The 16,655-nt window shown below is 52.6% G+C and carries 16 protein-coding genes; 8 read left to right on the plus strand and 8 right to left on the minus strand.

The window, feature by feature from the left end; genetic code table 11:
• Window positions 1–282: 282 nt before the first annotated feature.
• Both cspE and pagP read right to left on the minus strand, forming a co-directional pair.
• On the minus strand, window positions 283–492 hold the full coding sequence (cspE, locus tag H7A81_RS05190; protein ID WP_034829024.1) for a transcription antiterminator/RNA stability regulator CspE: 210 nt from the start codon (window positions 490–492) through the stop codon (window positions 283–285).
• A gap of 150 nt (window positions 493–642) precedes the next feature.
• Window positions 643–1,215 (minus strand): lipid IV(A) palmitoyltransferase PagP, encoded by a 573-nt coding sequence (gene pagP / locus H7A81_RS05195; protein WP_370529937.1) that lies wholly within the window; start codon window positions 1,213–1,215, stop codon window positions 643–645.
• A gap of 948 nt (window positions 1,216–2,163) precedes the next feature.
• On the opposite strand from pagP, the gene H7A81_RS05200 reads away from it, so the two are divergent.
• Window positions 2,164–2,409, plus strand: coding sequence for a hypothetical protein (locus H7A81_RS05200; protein WP_008103719.1), 246 nt, complete (start codon window positions 2,164–2,166; stop codon window positions 2,407–2,409).
• A gap of 108 nt (window positions 2,410–2,517) precedes the next feature.
• A complete protein-coding gene (locus H7A81_RS05205; RefSeq protein WP_182056928.1) occupies window positions 2,518–3,600 on the plus strand; it encodes a malate/lactate/ureidoglycolate dehydrogenase in 1,083 nt (360 codons plus the stop codon).
• A gap of 47 nt (window positions 3,601–3,647) precedes the next feature.
• Here the strand turns inward: H7A81_RS05205 and gntT are convergent, their stop codons facing one another.
• On the minus strand, window positions 3,648–4,964 hold the full coding sequence (gene gntT / locus H7A81_RS05210) for a gluconate transporter (RefSeq protein WP_182056929.1): 1,317 nt from the start codon (window positions 4,962–4,964) through the stop codon (window positions 3,648–3,650).
• A gap of 292 nt (window positions 4,965–5,256) precedes the next feature.
• On the opposite strand from gntT, the gene H7A81_RS05215 reads away from it, so the two are divergent.
• A complete protein-coding gene (locus tag H7A81_RS05215; protein ID WP_182056930.1) occupies window positions 5,257–6,402 on the plus strand; it encodes an iron-containing alcohol dehydrogenase in 1,146 nt (381 codons plus the stop codon).
• A gap of 159 nt (window positions 6,403–6,561) precedes the next feature.
• Here H7A81_RS05215 and H7A81_RS05220 read toward each other — a convergent pair whose 3' ends face one another.
• The 3 genes from H7A81_RS05220 to H7A81_RS05230 form a co-directional block, all read right to left on the minus strand.
• A complete protein-coding gene (locus H7A81_RS05220) occupies window positions 6,562–7,389 on the minus strand; it encodes a Cof-type HAD-IIB family hydrolase (protein ID WP_097117446.1) in 828 nt (275 codons plus the stop codon).
• Window positions 7,390–7,497: 108 nt separating this feature from the next.
• Window positions 7,498–7,971: an RcnB family protein gene (locus H7A81_RS05225; RefSeq protein WP_034828301.1), complete on the minus strand. Its 474-nt coding sequence runs from the start codon at window positions 7,969–7,971 to the stop codon at window positions 7,498–7,500.
• 102 nt (window positions 7,972–8,073) lie between these two features.
• Window positions 8,074–8,562 (minus strand): hypothetical protein, encoded by a 489-nt coding sequence (locus H7A81_RS05230; protein WP_160867885.1) that lies wholly within the window; start codon window positions 8,560–8,562, stop codon window positions 8,074–8,076.
• A 214-nt stretch (window positions 8,563–8,776) separates the two neighbouring features.
• Here H7A81_RS05230 and H7A81_RS05235 point away from each other — a divergent pair, with 214 nt between their 5' ends.
• On the plus strand, window positions 8,777–9,268 hold the full coding sequence (locus tag H7A81_RS05235) for a DUF523 domain-containing protein (protein WP_182056931.1): 492 nt from the start codon (window positions 8,777–8,779) through the stop codon (window positions 9,266–9,268).
• On the opposite strand, the gene H7A81_RS05240 is transcribed toward H7A81_RS05235, so the two are convergent.
• Complete coding sequence (locus tag H7A81_RS05240) at window positions 9,241–9,480, minus strand: DUF1272 domain-containing protein (protein WP_182056932.1); 240 nt, start codon at window positions 9,478–9,480, stop codon at window positions 9,241–9,243. The genes H7A81_RS05235 and H7A81_RS05240 overlap by 28 nt on opposite strands.
• A 182-nt stretch (window positions 9,481–9,662) precedes the next feature.
• On the opposite strand from H7A81_RS05240, the gene H7A81_RS05245 reads away from it, so the two are divergent.
• A complete protein-coding gene (locus tag H7A81_RS05245) occupies window positions 9,663–10,766 on the plus strand; it encodes an AI-2E family transporter (RefSeq protein WP_166932997.1) in 1,104 nt (367 codons plus the stop codon).
• Between the two features lie 63 nt (window positions 10,767–10,829).
• Window positions 10,830–11,831, plus strand: a complete 1,002-nt coding sequence (locus tag H7A81_RS05250; protein ID WP_182056933.1) for an AI-2E family transporter — start codon at window positions 10,830–10,832, stop codon at window positions 11,829–11,831.
• Between the two features lies 1 nt (window position 11,832).
• Here H7A81_RS05250 and H7A81_RS05255 read toward each other — a convergent pair whose 3' ends face one another.
• Complete coding sequence (locus H7A81_RS05255) at window positions 11,833–14,532, minus strand: cation-transporting P-type ATPase (RefSeq protein ID WP_182056934.1); 2,700 nt, start codon at window positions 14,530–14,532, stop codon at window positions 11,833–11,835.
• A 738-nt stretch (window positions 14,533–15,270) separates the two neighbouring features.
• On the opposite strand from H7A81_RS05255, the gene H7A81_RS05260 reads away from it, so the two are divergent.
• Complete coding sequence (locus tag H7A81_RS05260; protein ID WP_034828290.1) at window positions 15,271–15,894, plus strand: response regulator; 624 nt, start codon at window positions 15,271–15,273, stop codon at window positions 15,892–15,894.
• A 7-nt stretch (window positions 15,895–15,901) separates the two neighbouring features.
• The coding region (locus H7A81_RS05265; RefSeq protein WP_182056935.1) for a transporter substrate-binding domain-containing protein at window positions 15,902–16,655 on the plus strand (754 nt) is incomplete at its 3' end.

The following is a 16,655-nucleotide window of genomic DNA, read 5'->3' on the forward strand; positions in this document are numbered from 1 at the left end:
AGAATGTTACTGCCAGGTTCTGTGAAATACGCCGCAGAATGTGCCCTGTCATCAGACTGTCATCACGGCTTAAGGTTGGCTTAACCTGGCTTTGCGATGCTGAGTGAAATACACCTCTGGGGCGCGCACATGAAAAACCTGATTCCACGTAGCTACAATGAAGTGATGGCGCTTTTCGTCGCCATGGCGGCCGTGTTGGGCTATTCCCTGACCTGGTGGCACATGTAAAAAGGACAAAAAAAACCCGCCATTAGGCGGGTTTTCAAAATTCTAACTGTTAACTTACAGAGCGATAACGTTAGCAGCAGATGGGCCTTTAGCGCCGTCAGTGATTTCGAACTCTACACGCTGACCTTCAGCCAGAGTTTTGAAACCATTGCTCATGATTGCAGAGAAGTGTACGAATACATCTTTGCTGCCATCTTCTGGAGTAATGAAACCGAAGCCTTTCGACTCATTAAACCACTTAACGTTACCTTTGATCTTGGACATCTATATTACCTTTACATGAAAAATGGACACTAAACTGTGTCGGCATCTAGTACAGCAATTGCGGTGACATTTGTCCAGTGAGAATTGATGAAAAAGTGATAAATATTGATTTTTTGCATCCCCTTCACACTTTTTGACGCTTTTCACTCGCTAAAACTGGAATCTCAGCCAGGCAAAATAGACGTTGCCGTTATTATAAGTCCCTGGAATATAAGTCATTTGGAAAGTGGCTGGCCCATATCCTATTGATGCTAATGGCAAAACCAGTGGAACCGGGATATAGCGCCAGTTATCTCTCGCGGTAACGCCCGCGGTGTAGCCTGCACCGATGTGGAAATTCTGATCGTTCAATGGCCGCCAGGTCGCTTCCCAGCCATAGCCAGCGATAGGCTCCCATTTGTTGAACGAGTCTTTGAACACCATGGCATAGAGCCCATGCCAGTTGCCTTTCTCATCCCAACGAGAGACACCGCCACCGGCGCCCCACGGCCGCTCGTTATACTTTTCGATGTGCTCGTCGTCATAGGTCCAGCGGTTGTGCCAGGTGATAGCGGGCAGATAAAAATCATCATGCTGTGGCTGGGACCAGGTTTGCTCCACATTGCTGCTAAAGGTATTCCAGCCCGATTCAATGGCTTGCGATGTCGTGACTGCTGATGCTGAAAACGTCATTGCTAACGTCAAAATACCGCCTAAAAGCGCGGAAAAAATGTGCCGATTCACAGAACTGTCCTATTAAATCATCTCTTAAATTCAACCCACCCCGCTAAGAATGTCATTCGGGAAGTGGGCGATTATTAGCGCTACGACTTAAAAGGGTATTTAAAAAAGCGGCTAAAAACTCCAGGTATTGTCTGGGTTACCAGATTATTTACCGATGATTTAAATTAGGTTGGGGTTTATCTATTGAAAGGGATAGGTCGAGAGGGCAAGGAAAATGCACATTTAATGCACTTAGTGCGTCATTGTCACGCATAGAGATAACTTAGTATTCAGCAAGTTAACGACAATCATTTACATCGGAAATAAATTAATTAAATTTATGAATTGAACTCTGAGGGCGAATAAGATAAATCTCATCTTTCCAGGATGGAGAGGGAGGAACATTGAAATGACGATTCGCTGTCGACGCTGCGGCTGCGCTAAATTTTATTTCACATTGCCGAAAGTGGAAGAGGATAGAAATAACCCACACCATGGTGCGTGTTGCGCGGGTTGTGATAAACCGATTGACTGGCGGGACTTGATTCCGGCAATGCTGACATTGAGCGAATTTGCCGCGTCCCGGGCAGAATAAAGAATTCAGGCACCTCAGGTGCCTGTTCATGCTAAAAAATCAGTTTGAATACACCCGTAATCGTCAGTAATCCCACGATAAAAATGATGGCAATAATCCACAGAATTATTTTCATTGTTCGCTCCTTCAGTGATGAAAAATAACGCGCCTGTTATCCAGTATAGATGATCATTCTGCGTTCGCTGTGCAGTGCGAGCACTGTCACGCATGGTGATGAGCGTTGCCTTCCGTTCAGTTTTATTTCTGCGAGACGGGTCGCATGTCGCGATTTTATCTCTCTCTCCCGCTGCGCACCGCCGGCTCGTGCTGTCTAAACTTACAGCGCCTCTAGCAGGCCTCAATTGTTATCACTGCCTACGTAACAAGGAGATCTTATGAGCACGATTAATACCAGCATGGGGCGTTACAGCCTGAAGGCAAAGGATTACGGCAACCACATCAGTGGCAGCATTGCTATTAATGATGAAGGTGGCACCCAACTCACCATGCAAGAGTTTGAAGAGCATTACCTTGACGATGTCGTCAACAATGTCATTTATCCGGTCACGGGTGGGAACCGTGAAATTACCCGCGCGTTGCGCGATCAGATGGTGAAAGCGGGCTTTGAACAGCCGCATTGAGTTTTTGGGCCACAGATTGTGGCCCTTTGCTTTTGATAACACTCACTTGCGGTAATGATAGCTTTAAGCGCAGGATGCATTATCGAACATGACAAGGAGATTGACCGCGTGAGTGCCCTTTACCGACTTCCCCCTTCCCAGTTACATCAATTTGTTCAGGCCATTTGGTTACATGCCGGCAGCAGCGCCGAAGAGTCACGTTTAGTGGCTGACCATCTGGTGGCCGCCAATCTGGCCGGTCACGATTCACACGGTGTAGGAATGATCCCGAGCTATATGAGCTCACTGAAGCAGGGATTCCTGCAACTGAACCAGCACACCACCATTGAAAAGGATGCCGGTGCGGTGCTCACCCTGCACGGTCATAACGGCTTTGGTCAGGTGGCGGCACATCAGGCGATGCAGTTGGGTATTGAGCGTGCAGCGAAGCTGGGTATCGCTGCAGTCGGCTTACACCATTCCCACCATATTGGTCGTATCGGTCATTGGGCGGAACAGTGCGCAGCGGCAGGATTCGTCTCTTTCCATTTCGTCAACGTGATGGGTGATCCGATGGTTGCGCCCTTTAACGGTAGCGACCGTCGTTTTGGCACCAACCCCTTCTGTGCCATCTTCCCACGCCAAAATGCCAAACCGCTGCTGCTCGATTTCGCTACCAGCGGGATTGCCTACGGCAAAACACGCGTGGCATGGAACAAAGGGCAACAGGTCGCGCCCGGTTATCTGATCGATCATCAGGGGCAACCCACCACCGAACCCGGCGTGATGCATCAGGCACCTTATGGCTCGCTGATGCCCTTCGGTCTGCACAAAGGTTACGCGCTGGCCACGATGTGCGAAATTCTGGGCGGTGCGCTTTCCGGTGGTCGCACCACGCACGATGCCACGCTGGTCAGCAGCCATGACGCCATTTTCAACTGCATGACCACCATCATCGTTAATCCCGAAGCGTTTGATGCCCCGGCGATGCATGAAGAAGCAGAATCGTTCCTCGAATGGGTAAAACGCTCGCCACAAAGCGGCGATGCACCGATTCAGGTGCCAGGTGAATGGGAAGAACAGAATCGTATCGAACGCGATCGCGAGGGGATTCCGCTCGACAGCAACAGTTGGGAACAGATTTGTGCAGCCGCATTACAAGCGGGCATGTCCGATGAAGAGCTGGCGGCCTTCCGCGCGCTGGCGCAGTAGACCCCAGTAATAAGAAAGCTGAGGCACATCGCCTCAGCTAATTTCCTTCAGATCACGTTAGCCAGCAGCAAACAGCCGACCAAACCACACACCGAAATAATGGTTTCCAGCGCGGACCAGGAGCGGATGGTTTCACCGATGGACAGGTTGAAGTATTCCTTGAACAGCCAGAAGCCCGGATCGTTGACGTGAGAGAAGATCACGCTGCCGGAACCCACGGCAATCACCATCAGTTCCGGGCTGGCACCGCTGGTGGCAATCAGTGGTGCAACGATCCCGCCGGCGGTAATCGCCGCCACGGTGGCTGAACCCAATGCGATACGCAACACCGCCGCGATGGACCACGCCATAAAGATCGGCGATACATTGGTCTCGTGCATCATACTCGCGATGTATTTATCGACACCGCTGTCCACCAGCACCTGCTTGAACGCCCCGCCGCCACCAATGATCAACAGCATCATGGCGATGATTTTGATCGAGTCGGTGATGGTGCCCATCACTTCATCCATGCTACGTCCACGGTTCAGACCAAAGGTGAAGATGGCGATCAGTACCGCAATCAGCGTTGCCATAATCGGGTCACCAAAGAACTCCGCATACGGCAACAACAGATGCCCTTTCGGCAACACCATCTCCGCCACGGCACGCAAGGCCATCAGCACTACCGGCACTAACGCCGTCCAGACGCTGACGCCAAAGCCGGGCATTTCCGCTTCGGTAAAGGTTTTCGGGTTCCACAAACCTTCAGGAATCGGTTTGTCGATGCCTTTCAGGAAGCGCGCATACACCGGGCCCGCCAGAATCACGGTCGGAATACCCAGCAGGGTGCCATACAGCAGCGTTTTACCCATATCGGCGTTGAACAGTGTCGCAATCGCCGTTGGACCTGGATGCGGAGGCAGGAAACCGTGCGTCACCGACAATGCCGCAGCCATCGGCACGCCGACGTACAACAGCGGCACACGCGCCGACGCCGCGATGCTGAACACCAGCGGCAGCATCAACACAAAGCCCACTTCATAGAACAGCGCGAAGCCCACCGTGAAGCCGGTTAAGACCAGCGCCCACTGAATGTGTTTTTGACCAAATTTAGCAATCAGCGTGGTGGCAATACGCTGGGCACCGCCGCAGTCAGCCAGCAGTTTTCCCAACATCGCGCCAAAGCCCATGATCAGCGCCAGACTACCAAGTGTGCCGCCCACGCCGGTTTTGATCGATCCAATCACTTTGTTGACGGGCATACCCTGCATCATGCCCACCGCCAGCGCGACCAGGATCAGCGCAATAAATCCGTTCAGCTTGAAGCGAATCATTAACAGCAGCAGTAAGGCTACGCCAATCGCCACATAGAGTAATGGCATAATTTTTCTCCACTTTTGCGCACGACAGCATGTCGGCAGCGGTTTGTTTTGTTGATCCCAAAGGACAGTCGATTCGGTGACATCGCTGAGAGGCACGCGGTCTGTCGCACAATGTTACGGGTATCATGTTAAGGGTAACATTGCGCACAAAGCATCAGCCGTGCGGGGGGAATTTCTGTTTTGCGAAGGTGATCAACTTTTTGCCAGGCAGTTATCAGAATGTTTGCAGCGGGGGCGTCACCGCTTTTGGTTACACTAAGGTCTTTATGCCCTTCAAAAAAAGGATCTGCAGGTGAGTGAGAATCTGATCGAGTTGTACAGTAATCAACAAACCCTGTTTGGACGTGGCAGCATTGACCGTTTATTGCCGCTGCTGGCTGCCCATCCCCAACCGACGTTGCTGTTTTGTGGCCGCTCTTTCCTTAACGGTCCCGCCTGGCAAAGACTGGGTGCGGCACTCAATGACCAGATTTTGGGCTATGAAATTGTCAGCCATGAAGCCTCGCCCGATGAAATTGATGCCTGGGTGAATCGCTGGCGCGGCCATGTGGATCGCGTAGTGGCGATCGGCGGCGGCAGCGTGCTGGATGCCGCTAAAGCTTTCAGCGCCATGATGCAGCATCCGCTGAATACCGCACGCTACCTGGAGAAAGTGGGTGATACGCCGGTTCAGGCGATCACTCTGCCGCTGATCGCCATTCCCACCACAGCGGGAACGGGCAGTGAGGCGACGCAAAACGCCGTGGTGACCGATCAGCAGCATATTCAGGTGAAAGCCTCGTTGCGCCATCCGGTGTTTGTGCCACAGGTGGCAATTCTGGATGCCGATTTGCTCAAGGGCACACCAGATAGCGTACTGGCCACCTGCGCCATTGATGCCTTTACCCATCTGTTTGAGGCGTATCTGTCGCGCAAAGGCAATCTGTTTACCCAACAAACGGCGCTGAATGGGCTGCGGCTGTTCTTTCAGGCATGGCCAAACCTGAATCGTGACGATGCACAAGGTGATGAAGCACGAGAAGCGATGATGATGGCTTCCTGGCTGGGCGGTGTCTGCCTGAGCAGTGCGGGATTGGGCGTGATTCATGGGATTGCCGGTGAACTGGGCGCCATCAAACCTTTCCATCACGGAGAAGTGTGTGGACGTTTGCTGTTCCCATTCCTCGATGTGCTGGCGGAAACCGAACACGCCGAACAGAAGCGTTTGATGACACAGCTGGGGCAAGCATTGTTACCGGACGATCCGGCGCCGCCCGCGCTGGCGCTCAAAGCCTGGTTGCAGGCGCATGCGATTGTGCCGTTCTGGCAGGATGGGCCGACCTTGAGCGCCACCGACGTTGACTGGATTGTCGCGCGCGCCAACAGTAAAAACGGCTGGGTCAGTTACGATGCCCCCACCCTCACCGAGATGATTACTGCGGCCTGGCACGTTGCATAACATCGGTTGATTTAGACGGTGCGGGCGCGCCAAAGCACACCCGCACAACATGACTTTCCCGCCACTTTACAGCGCAATGTTGCGCCGCTTCATCTCGCCGCGCCTGCATACGCCCCGCGCATCGTCAAAGCAAACAATGAATTAAGTGTCAGATGACGCTCAGAGGCTAAACGGCGGTTTGCCCGCCAGCATCTGTTCGATCACCTGCAGCACGCCCTCTTCATTGTTGCTGGGCGCTTCATAGCGTGCGGCATCTTTCACTTTTTGCGGTGCATTCGCCATGGCGAAGCTAAAGCCCGATTGCTGCAACATCTCCAGATCGTTACCGCCATCGCCAAACACCAAAATCTCGCTGCGGTCGATGCCCCAGCGTTTGCCGAGCAGATCGAGCCCATGGCCTTTGTGATTGCCTGGCACAATCAGATCCACTGAGCCGTGGCCGCTGGAGGTCGCTGCGGCCGAACCCTGATGCAAGCGTTCGATATCGGCCATTAACGGTTCAACATAATCATCGGAGAGATTGAGGGCGAACTTGAAGAGTTTGTCATCCGCGACCTCATCGAGGCTGCGAATCGGCTTCAGACGATGGCAGTAGTGGCGCATCTTCACCAGCCAGCTCTCGTCGAGACCTTCGAAGTAGTAAGCACTTTCACGTCCGCAGAGGATATAACGCAGTTCCGGGTAGTGCCCGTTGTGCAGGGTGTCGAGTACCGCATCGATATCGTCACGGCTGAATGCGCCGCAGAACAGCTCTTCATCGCGATCGATGATCCATGCACCGTTTTCGGCGACGAAGGCAATTTCGCTGGAGATATCGGGGAAGAAGGATTTGAGTTGGTAATATTGATTGCCACTGGCGACCACAAATTTGATGCCGCGCCGTTTCATCTCTTCATAACAAGCCTGAAAACGAGCCCGGTTGTACTGCTTTTTATCGTCGAGAAAGGTGCCGTCCTTGTCTACTGCCACCATTTTTACCACGGTCATCATGACTCCTTAGCGCGTTGTAGGGAAAAAAGGGTCGCATAGAGAATAACCTGGTGAGGGCAGAAAGCAGAGAGAAACACGGATGGCCGTAGCCATCCGTGGGGGAGATTAGTTAAATGCGCCGTTCAGCAGCAACGAGGTGATCACGCCAGTGGCGGCAGCAATCAGGACGTAATTGCCGTCAATGTAAGACCAGTACTCACCGCGCGGCGGCTCTGGTAAACGGCGTTCACGCCAGTCATCTACGCGATAGTGCGGGCCACGGAATTCAGGCGGCATTGGGTGACCGCGACGGAAGTCATGGCCGTTCCAGGCGAAGTGATCGCCGTCATGGTGTCCATCTGGGCCACGATGGTCGGCATAACGGTCATGATGATCCGGGCCACGGTCCGGGCCATGGTTGTAGCCATGATCGGGGCCGCGATCGCCGCCATGGTCAGGGCCACGCCCATGATCCTGATGCTGGTCGCCGCCGTGCTGCTGCCAGCGCTGGTCGCCCGGGCCATCAGCCCAGGAGACGGAAGAGAACAGTGTGCTGCATGCAATAAGTGACGCAATAAGACTTAATGTTGTTTTTTTCATGATGTTGCCTCCAATGATAACGGCAGTTACTGCGCCGTCGAGAGACACTATTCACCAATCAAAAGCAAAAGAGGATTTCCAAAACTCTTAAAAACCGCATACTTACATTAAATTACTACAAATTATCGATTTCTTAACGGTTGTGTCTTTTCTGACATTATCTGGTCTTAAAGTCAGCGGATTCATACTACAGCGGAGAGGAAAGAAACCCGATCGCGAGGATCGGGTGGAGAATGCTATTTCCATAAATTGCATAAAGCGGGTAAACCCTAAAATTGAGGGTAAAACTGAAGCACACAACGCCACATCACTAGCATTGCGGATAAACAATACCATTTTAAAATGCAAAATTCTTTTAAAAACCCCTGCTTTTCGGAAAAAACCGTAAAAATAAAATGGCGCAGAAAAATAATCTGCTGTGCGAGGGATCTGATGCACAAATAAGGTCTGTGCTCTGACCAGAATAGCGGTTTGATAAATTTCGCACCGTCGTGGTGATAGAAACGAACCTGCCCCCAACGATAACCACACAACCACCAGGCGATAAAACACTGCTAAATCAATACCATTCCCTTCAACCTGCGTCGGCAAACCCTTTCATTAACCAGACTTCAGCGTTATTCATCAATTTACCCGGCATTAATACGTTAGAATCCTGCAGCACCTCGATTAATTCACAATCGTGATTAATATCGCGCTAAATATAGCGCAGGCTTTACCTCGCTTAATGGATTTTTATTTCAACTTCGATATCAGCGTTAGAATATTACGTTACCGCTGCGATTTATTTCCGAAGGATGGAGTCATGGAAAGAATATTAGTCAGTGCCTGCCTGATGGGATTGACGGTTCGTTATAATGGCAGTGATAAGTTGCTCATCTCCCGCACGCTGGCGCGGTGGCGCGCCGAACATCGTCTGGTGATCCACTGCCCCGAGTTAGCGGCAGGCCTGAACACCCCGCGATTGCCCGCTGAAATTCGTGGCGGCAGCGCTGAACAGGTTCTCAAGGGTGAGGCGAAAATTCTCGAATCAAACGGCGATGATGTCACTCAGCACTATGTGCTGGCCGCATGGCTGGCGTTGCGCGCCGCGCAGGAGGCGCAGTGTCGTTTTGCCCTGCTCACCGATGGCAGCCCAACCTGTGGCAGTCGGCAGATTTATGATGGCCACTTCAGCGGCGAAAAAATTGCAGGCAATGGGGTGGCCGCCTCCCTGCTGCGCCAGCACGGCATCGAAGTCTTCAACGAAGCGCAGCTTGACGAACTCATTCAGCGTGTCACGGAATCCGATAAATGACGCGTGGTCGAAGCCGGATGGCGTGCTAACGCCGCCGCCGGACGCACCGGACGGCGCACCAGCTCACCCTCACAGTTCGGGCAACGATGATTCAGCGTGGTTTCCACGCACTCGACACAAAAGGTACATTCGAACGAGCAGATGCGCGCATCGGGTGAGTCCGGCGGTAAGTCTTTATCACAGCATTCGCAGTTGGGACGCAGTTCCAGCATGGTTCATCTCCAGTCAGATTTTTCACCATCATCACCGCGATTCAATCCTTGCACCAGCCCGCTTGCAGACATCAGCAGGACAAATCGGGACATCCGATGTCCACACGCGTGGCCTAAAAGCATTACATTCCGCTAATCACGTTCTATAGTTCAATCGCCACGTTTACTCACGAGACAATTGAATGCGTATTAAAGGACTTAACTTCGGCTTCTTTGTTGTTATTTTGGCGATAGTCACCTACGCCTTTTTTGATGTGCTGACACCATACTTCTCTGCCATTTTTTGGGCAGCCATTCTGGCGGTGATCTTCCATCCGCTGAAGTCATTGCTGCGCCGCAAAATGGGCGATCGTAACGGGCTCGCTGCCTTTGCCACTCTGGCAATCATCTGCCTGATCGTGTTCACGCCATTAGCGATTATCACCTCGTCGATGGTAGTTGAAGTCAATACTGTGTACACCAAACTGCAGAACAGCTCGTCACAGTTCCCGACGGTGTTTGCCGAATTAATGCAGCACTTACCGAACTGGGCGCAGAGTTATCTCGCGGAACACAACCTCAACAATGCCGGCCAGATTCAGCAGAAACTGTCTGAATTTGCCCTCAAAGGCGGCCAATACATGGCAGGCAGCGTGTTCATGATCGGTAAAGGAACGTTCACCTTTACGGTTGGCTTCGGCGTGATGCTGTATCTGCTGTTCTTCCTGTTGAAGGATGGCCCATGGCTGGTGAATCTGATACTGGAAGCACTGCCGCTCTCTACCTATGTGAAGCATCACCTGATGGTGAAATTTGCCGCCGTCTCACGCGCTACCGTCAAAGGCACGGTGGTGGTCGCGGTGGTTCAGGGCGTGTTGGGCGGTCTTGCCTTCTGGTTCACCGGCATTGACGGCAGCTTGCTGTGGGGTGCGTTGATGGCGTTCCTGTCGCTGATCCCGGCGGTCGGTTCCGCCATCGTTTGGGTGCCTGCGGCGATCTTCTTCTTCGCCACCAGCGCGATATGGAAAGGTCTGTTCCTGGTCGGCTTCTTTGTGGTGATCGTCGGTCTGGTGGACAACATTTTACGTCCGCTGCTGGTCGGAAAAGACACCAAAATGCCTGACTACTTGATCCTGATCTCGACGCTGGGCGGCATGGAAGTTTACGGTATCAATGGCTTTGTCATCGGCCCGTTGATTGCCGCACTGTTTATCGCCTGCTGGAACCTGCTCTCCGGGCGCGACAACCGCGACAATGTCGAGGTAATCGACGAAGAAGTGATTGAAGAGGGGAAATCGCGCGAGTAAGGCCTTTCCCTGTCAGGCGGTTGCTGCACTCGGCAACCGCCCGTTTACCGGAGAACTGCATCGATGTACCAGGGTTGGTTAAAATCTTTCGCGCCGCTGGCGCAGGCACTCATTCTGCTCGCATGTCTGACCCTCGTGCTATTTGGGCTGCGCCTTGGCGCGCCGCTGATCAACCAGGTACTGCTGGCGATGTTTCTTGCCGTGATGCTCGATCCGCTGATTAGCCGCCTGGCGCAACGCGGCATCCCGCGCACGCTCTCCTCTCTGCTGGTGATTGTGATTTTGCTGTTGCTGATCGTCATCACCATTATGTCACTCAGCGCCTCCGCGCCCGACCTGATCAAACTCAGCCGTCAGGCACCCAATCTGGTAGCAGCCAAGCTGCAATACCTGACGCTCTCTCTGAGCCAGATGGGCATTGCCCTCACCGCCGATGAGATGCTGAATTTTGTCGATGCCGGTGCGGTGGTGCGCTTTGTCACCTATCAACTGTCGTTAATCCCCGGCCTGCTGTCGTGGTGGCTGATGGTGTTCCTGATGCTGCTGTTTATGCTGATTGAGCTGCCGCTGCTGAAACGCACCCTGCGCGCCAGTAAACAGCACACTGCGCTGTTTATCGCTTTGGAAGAAGGGATTCAGAGTGTGATTGTTTATGCGCGGGTGAAAACGCTGACCGGCCTGCTGGGCGGCGTGATTGTCTGGGGCATGGCACATCTGCTGGGATTGAAGTTCGCCTTTTTGTGGGGCGTGCTGATGTTTATCTTCAACTACATTCCGGTGCTCGGTTCCTTTCTGGCGGCCATTCCGCCGGTGATCCAAACCTTTATCCTGTTCGATACTCAAACCAGCCTGATGATGGTGGGATTCTTTGTGGTGCTGAACCTGCTGCTCAGTTCGGTGCTGGAACCGCTGATGCTCGGCAAGCGCCTCAATCTCACCCTGACCGTGCAGCTGCTGGCCTTCCTGTTCTGGCAAGCGCTGCTGGGCATGACCGGTGCGATACTGGCGATTCCTCTCACCTTCTTGCTGAAAAAAGTCTGGCTGGCACTGCGCCAGCCAGAGTGAGTTATCGGGCGACGCGCCAGCCGCGCGTCAGATGCTTCTCAATTTCCACCAGCACAAATATCCCGGCGCTGACTGCCAGCGAAATAAACCAATATTTAATCGGCAGCGGCTCGGTGCCAAACAGCGTATTCATCAGCGGCAGATAGATAATCATCGCCTGCAGCGCCACCAGCACCAGCGTTACCAGCCAGATACCGCGATTTTTCAGCAAGCCAGCATCCAGTGAGAAGCCATTGCTGTTGCGGCAGTTGAGCATGTACGCCCACTGAGCAGTCACCAGCATCTGCAGCAGCACCGTACGGATAAACTCCGGCGAGTAACCGCGCGGCTGCAGCCAGGCTTCCAGCACAAAGGCGCTAATCGAGATCAGCAGCCCGACGAAAATCACTCGCCAGATGGCGTAACCATCCATCACATGGCTGCGCACGTTACGTGGCGGCCGACGCATGATATTGCGCTCGGCGGCTTCAAATGCCAGCCCAAATGACAGGGTCGCCGAGGTCGCCATGTTCATCCAGAGAATCTGCACCGGCGTCAGCGGTAATAGATTGCCCATCAGAATGGCGATGATGATCAACAGCCCCTGTGCGAGGTTGGTCGGCATCACAAACAGGATGGTTTTCTTCAGGTTATCGTAAACGCGACGCCCCTCTTTCACCGCCGCCGCGATAGTCGCGAAGTTATCATCCGCCAGAATCATATCCGCCGACTCTTTGGTCACCTCGGTGCCTTTGATGCCCATGGCGATGCCGACATTGGCCTGTTTCAACGCAGGGGCATCATTCACACCATCGCCGGTCATCCCGACGATCTCCCCGCTCTCTGCCAGCGCTTTCACCAGACGCAATTTATGTTCCGGGCTGGTGCGTGCGAAAATGTCGTACTCGCGTGCCGCTTTGCCCAGCTCTGCATCGTCCATGTGCTCCAGCTGATAGCCGGTAACGGCGCTGTCGCTGTTGCCGATTCCCAGCATCTGCCCGATGGCCATCGCCGTTTCTGGGTGATCGCCGGTAATCATCTTGACGCGAATCCCAGCCTGCTGGCAGTCACGTATAGCGGTAATCGCTTCCGGACGTGGCGGATCCATCATGCACGCCAGACCCAGCATCATCATGCCCTCGCGCAGATCGGCGTGATCGATCTGCTGTCGGCTTTCCGGTAGCCAGCGCCAGGCGGCGGCCACGGTGCGCAGCCCTTCGCTGGCATAAGTGGTGATTGCGGCGTTCCAGTAATCGCGATCCAGCGCTTCGGCACCCTGCGCGCCCTGCTGCTGCTGGCACAGCGCGAGCAGCACATCCGGTGCGCCAGTCAGCAGCAGACACGCCTTGCCATCAATCAGGCAACTCACGGCCATGTATTTGTAGGCCGAGTCAAACGGCAGCTTACTCAGCACCTGCACGGATTCCGAGTTGATGCCCGCTTTCGCCGCCAATACTTTGAGCGCGCCCTCGGTGGGGCCACCGACAATCCCCCAATGGCCCTGAGTATCCTGGCGCAGTTGGCTTTCGTTGCAGATATCTACCGTCTGTAAAAAGCCGTTGAGCAGCGCCTCATCACGCTGGCCGCTTTCCAGATGGAACTCCCCTTTCGGCTCATAGCTGTTGCCACTGATGCGCCAGTGACTGTTCGCCAGCACAAGCGCTTTCACCGTCATTTCGTTCATGGTCAGCGTGCCGGTTTTATCGGAGCAGATCACTGACATGGCACCGAGGGTTTCGACCGTTGGCAGCTTGCGAATAATGGCGTGATTGCGCGCCATCGACTGCACGCCAAGTGAGAGAATGATCGATATAATCGCCGGTAAACCCTCTGGCACCGCCGCCACCGCCAGACTGATCACCGCCAGCAGCAGTTCCGCCAGCGGGATGTCGCGCAGCAGATAACCGAACACGAACAGCGCGGCCATCATCAGCAAAATGATGTAGAAAATCGCCTTACCGAGTTTTTCAATCTGCACCAGCAACGGCGTTTTTGCTTCTTCGATGGAGGAGATCATCGCGTTGATGTGCCCCAACTCGGTATCACCGCCAGTGGCGATCACCACACCTGCGGCAGTGCCAGAACTCACCGTAGTACCGGAATAAGCCAGATTCAGCCGATCGCCGAGCGACTTTTCGCCTTCCAGCGCATCGCTTAATTTGGACACCACCGTGGATTCCCCGGTGAGGATGGCTTCTTCTACCCGCAAATTGTGCACGTCGAACAAACGCAGATCGGCAGGTACCTTGTCGCCAGGACGCAGCAACACCACGTCACCGACCACCAGCTCTTCGGTCGGTACCGTCATCTGCCGTCCATCGCGCAATACCATCGCTTCGTTCGACAGCATGTTCTGAATGCTTTTCAATGACTTCTCGGCGTTACTTTCCTGAATAAATCCAATCAGTGCATTGATGACAGCAACGCCGAGAATGACAAAGGTATCCACCCAGTGGCCCATCACCGCGGTAATCAGCGCTGCCGCCAGCAGGATGTAGATCAGCACATCTTTAAAGTGCGCCAGAAAGCGCATCAGCAGTGATTTTTCGGCTTTCTGTGGCAGCACGTTGCGCCCGTTAGCCGTCAGACGCGCCCTCGCCTCTTCGGTCTGCAAGCCACTGGGCGAACTGTTTAAGCGGATAAAAGCGCTGGCACTGTCGAGCTGATATAAGGGTCGATCAGATGAATCCGATCGATCTGGACGGAAAGGAACAACGGTCATATTTCACCCCGTGCGGTTGACAATAAAATGAAAAAAGGAGAGTAAAACAAAAGCCCAGTTTAATATTATTAATCTTTACCGAGATGACCGGGGTCATGTTTTAGTTAATTAGACCGTTAATTAACATCGCTAATAACCATTCAGTGTTGAATTAATCACACTCTGGAAACCAGAGGTGATGATGCTTTATTTATCGATAAAAAATCACAATAAATCCATCGATTTAATCAATTAAAACAGCATGTTGAGCCGGCTAAAGTTGTTTATCTATGCAAGCTTACTTACTGGCATGACTATTAGTTCAGTGACATTTTATGACGTTACTCTTAGGAACACATAAATAACTTTACCTTCAGGTAAAATTAAACCCTATCTAAACAAGGTTACACTTCGTCTTTTCGACGAGAGGTTCTTATTTCTCATTTCGGCCGATAAGACCACTAGCTGCACACCTTAACATTTACCCACAGTGATAACTTTTATACTGCTTTCACGTCAAACTCATCACCTTAACGCCCAGCGACATCACTGAATTTAAACGACTCATTGCATAATTAGAAAGCTGATTAAAAACCATAGTGAATATATAAATAACACGTCAGGTCATGATATTTATTGCATCAGGAAAACCTTACAAAATAATTATTTGCGCCATTTAAACTTTACTCTTAAAATCTGCTAACCAATGAAACCAATCCTTATAAATATTCCATTCACCGCAATAAACAGGACAGCCATATGAAGGAAGTTCTTATCGTTGATGACCATCCGGTGGTTCGGATGGCATTAAGACTGCTGCTTGAAACGGACAACATGAATGTGGTGGGCGAAACGGATGACGGATTTGAAGCATTAGCGCTAACCAAAAAACTGTCGCCGGACTTGATCATCGTGGATATCGACATGCCCTCTTACAACGGTATCGATCTAGTACAGAGGCTGCGCCACAACGGCTTTAACGGCGGCATTCTGGTGCTGACCGGCAAGGACGTTGATCACTACATCAAGCGCAGCGCCACTGCCGGTGCCGATGGTTTTATTAGCAAGCGCAATAACATGACCGAATTGCACGATGCCATTCGCGCGATTAATGCCGGATATGGCTTCTTTCCTTTAAATCGCCGACGTCAGGGTTTACCGGATGATATTCAGGAAGACAAAAATAAAATTGCCGGCCTCTCCAGTAAAGAATTGCAGGTGCTGGTGTATTTATCCAAAGGAATGAAAGTGGTGGAAATGGCACAGCGGATGAAAATCAGTGATAAAACGGTAAGTACTTACAAACGCCGATTAATGGAAAAGCTCGACATTCAAAATATGGTCGGCCTTTACGAGTTTGCCAAACGCAATAATATCGCCTGACAGAGTGATGGTTAAATTACTCCTCCTGATTGGCCTGATGCTCTGCCTGATGAGCCAGCCAGTCAGGGCTGAAGATCCCCGCATCATGCAGTTGGTCAGCCGTGAACAAAATGTCCTGCTGACCTTTGATCTCCCCGACAACGACTGGCGCTGGCTGGGCGAAAAGCGCGAAGTCAGCGTTGCGATTTACGCGCCTGAAAATCCGCCGTTCGATATGGTGATCGATGCCAACACGCTGGAAGGGATCTCCGCAGACTACACCGCTTTAGTTCTGCATTATCTGGGTTTGCACATCAACACGCACTATTACAGCAGTCGCAGTGCGGCGCTTGACGCCCTGCAGCAAGGCAAGGTCGATATGCTGGTGGACAGCGCGGGCAGCCCGGAACCTACTGCGGCAGAGCTATTATTGAGTACTGCGTTTGCCTCTGATTACCCTGCGATGGTGTCACGCGATAACATCATGTCTGAAATGAGTGATGATAATTCGCCGATGCAAATCGCCATGCCGCGAGGCTACCTGAGCGATGCCTGGATCGAGGCGCGCTATCCTGAAGCAAAAATCACTCGCTATCCTTCTGCGCTCAGCGCGCTGGCGTCATTAGCCTTTGGCGAAAACGACTACTTTATTGGCAATCTCAACACCGCCAACTACCTGATTGAACGCAACTACGCCTCAACGCTTTCCGTGATACGCATTTTTGAGCCCACCGATGCCGGACCGCGCTTTGTGTTGCCCATCCGCAATGCGCCACTGTTTC

The sequence above is a fragment of the Pantoea sp. ME81 genome (assembly GCF_903970985.1).
In the GTDB taxonomy this organism is placed as follows: Bacteria; Pseudomonadota; Gammaproteobacteria; order Enterobacterales; family Enterobacteriaceae; genus Pantoea; species Pantoea communis.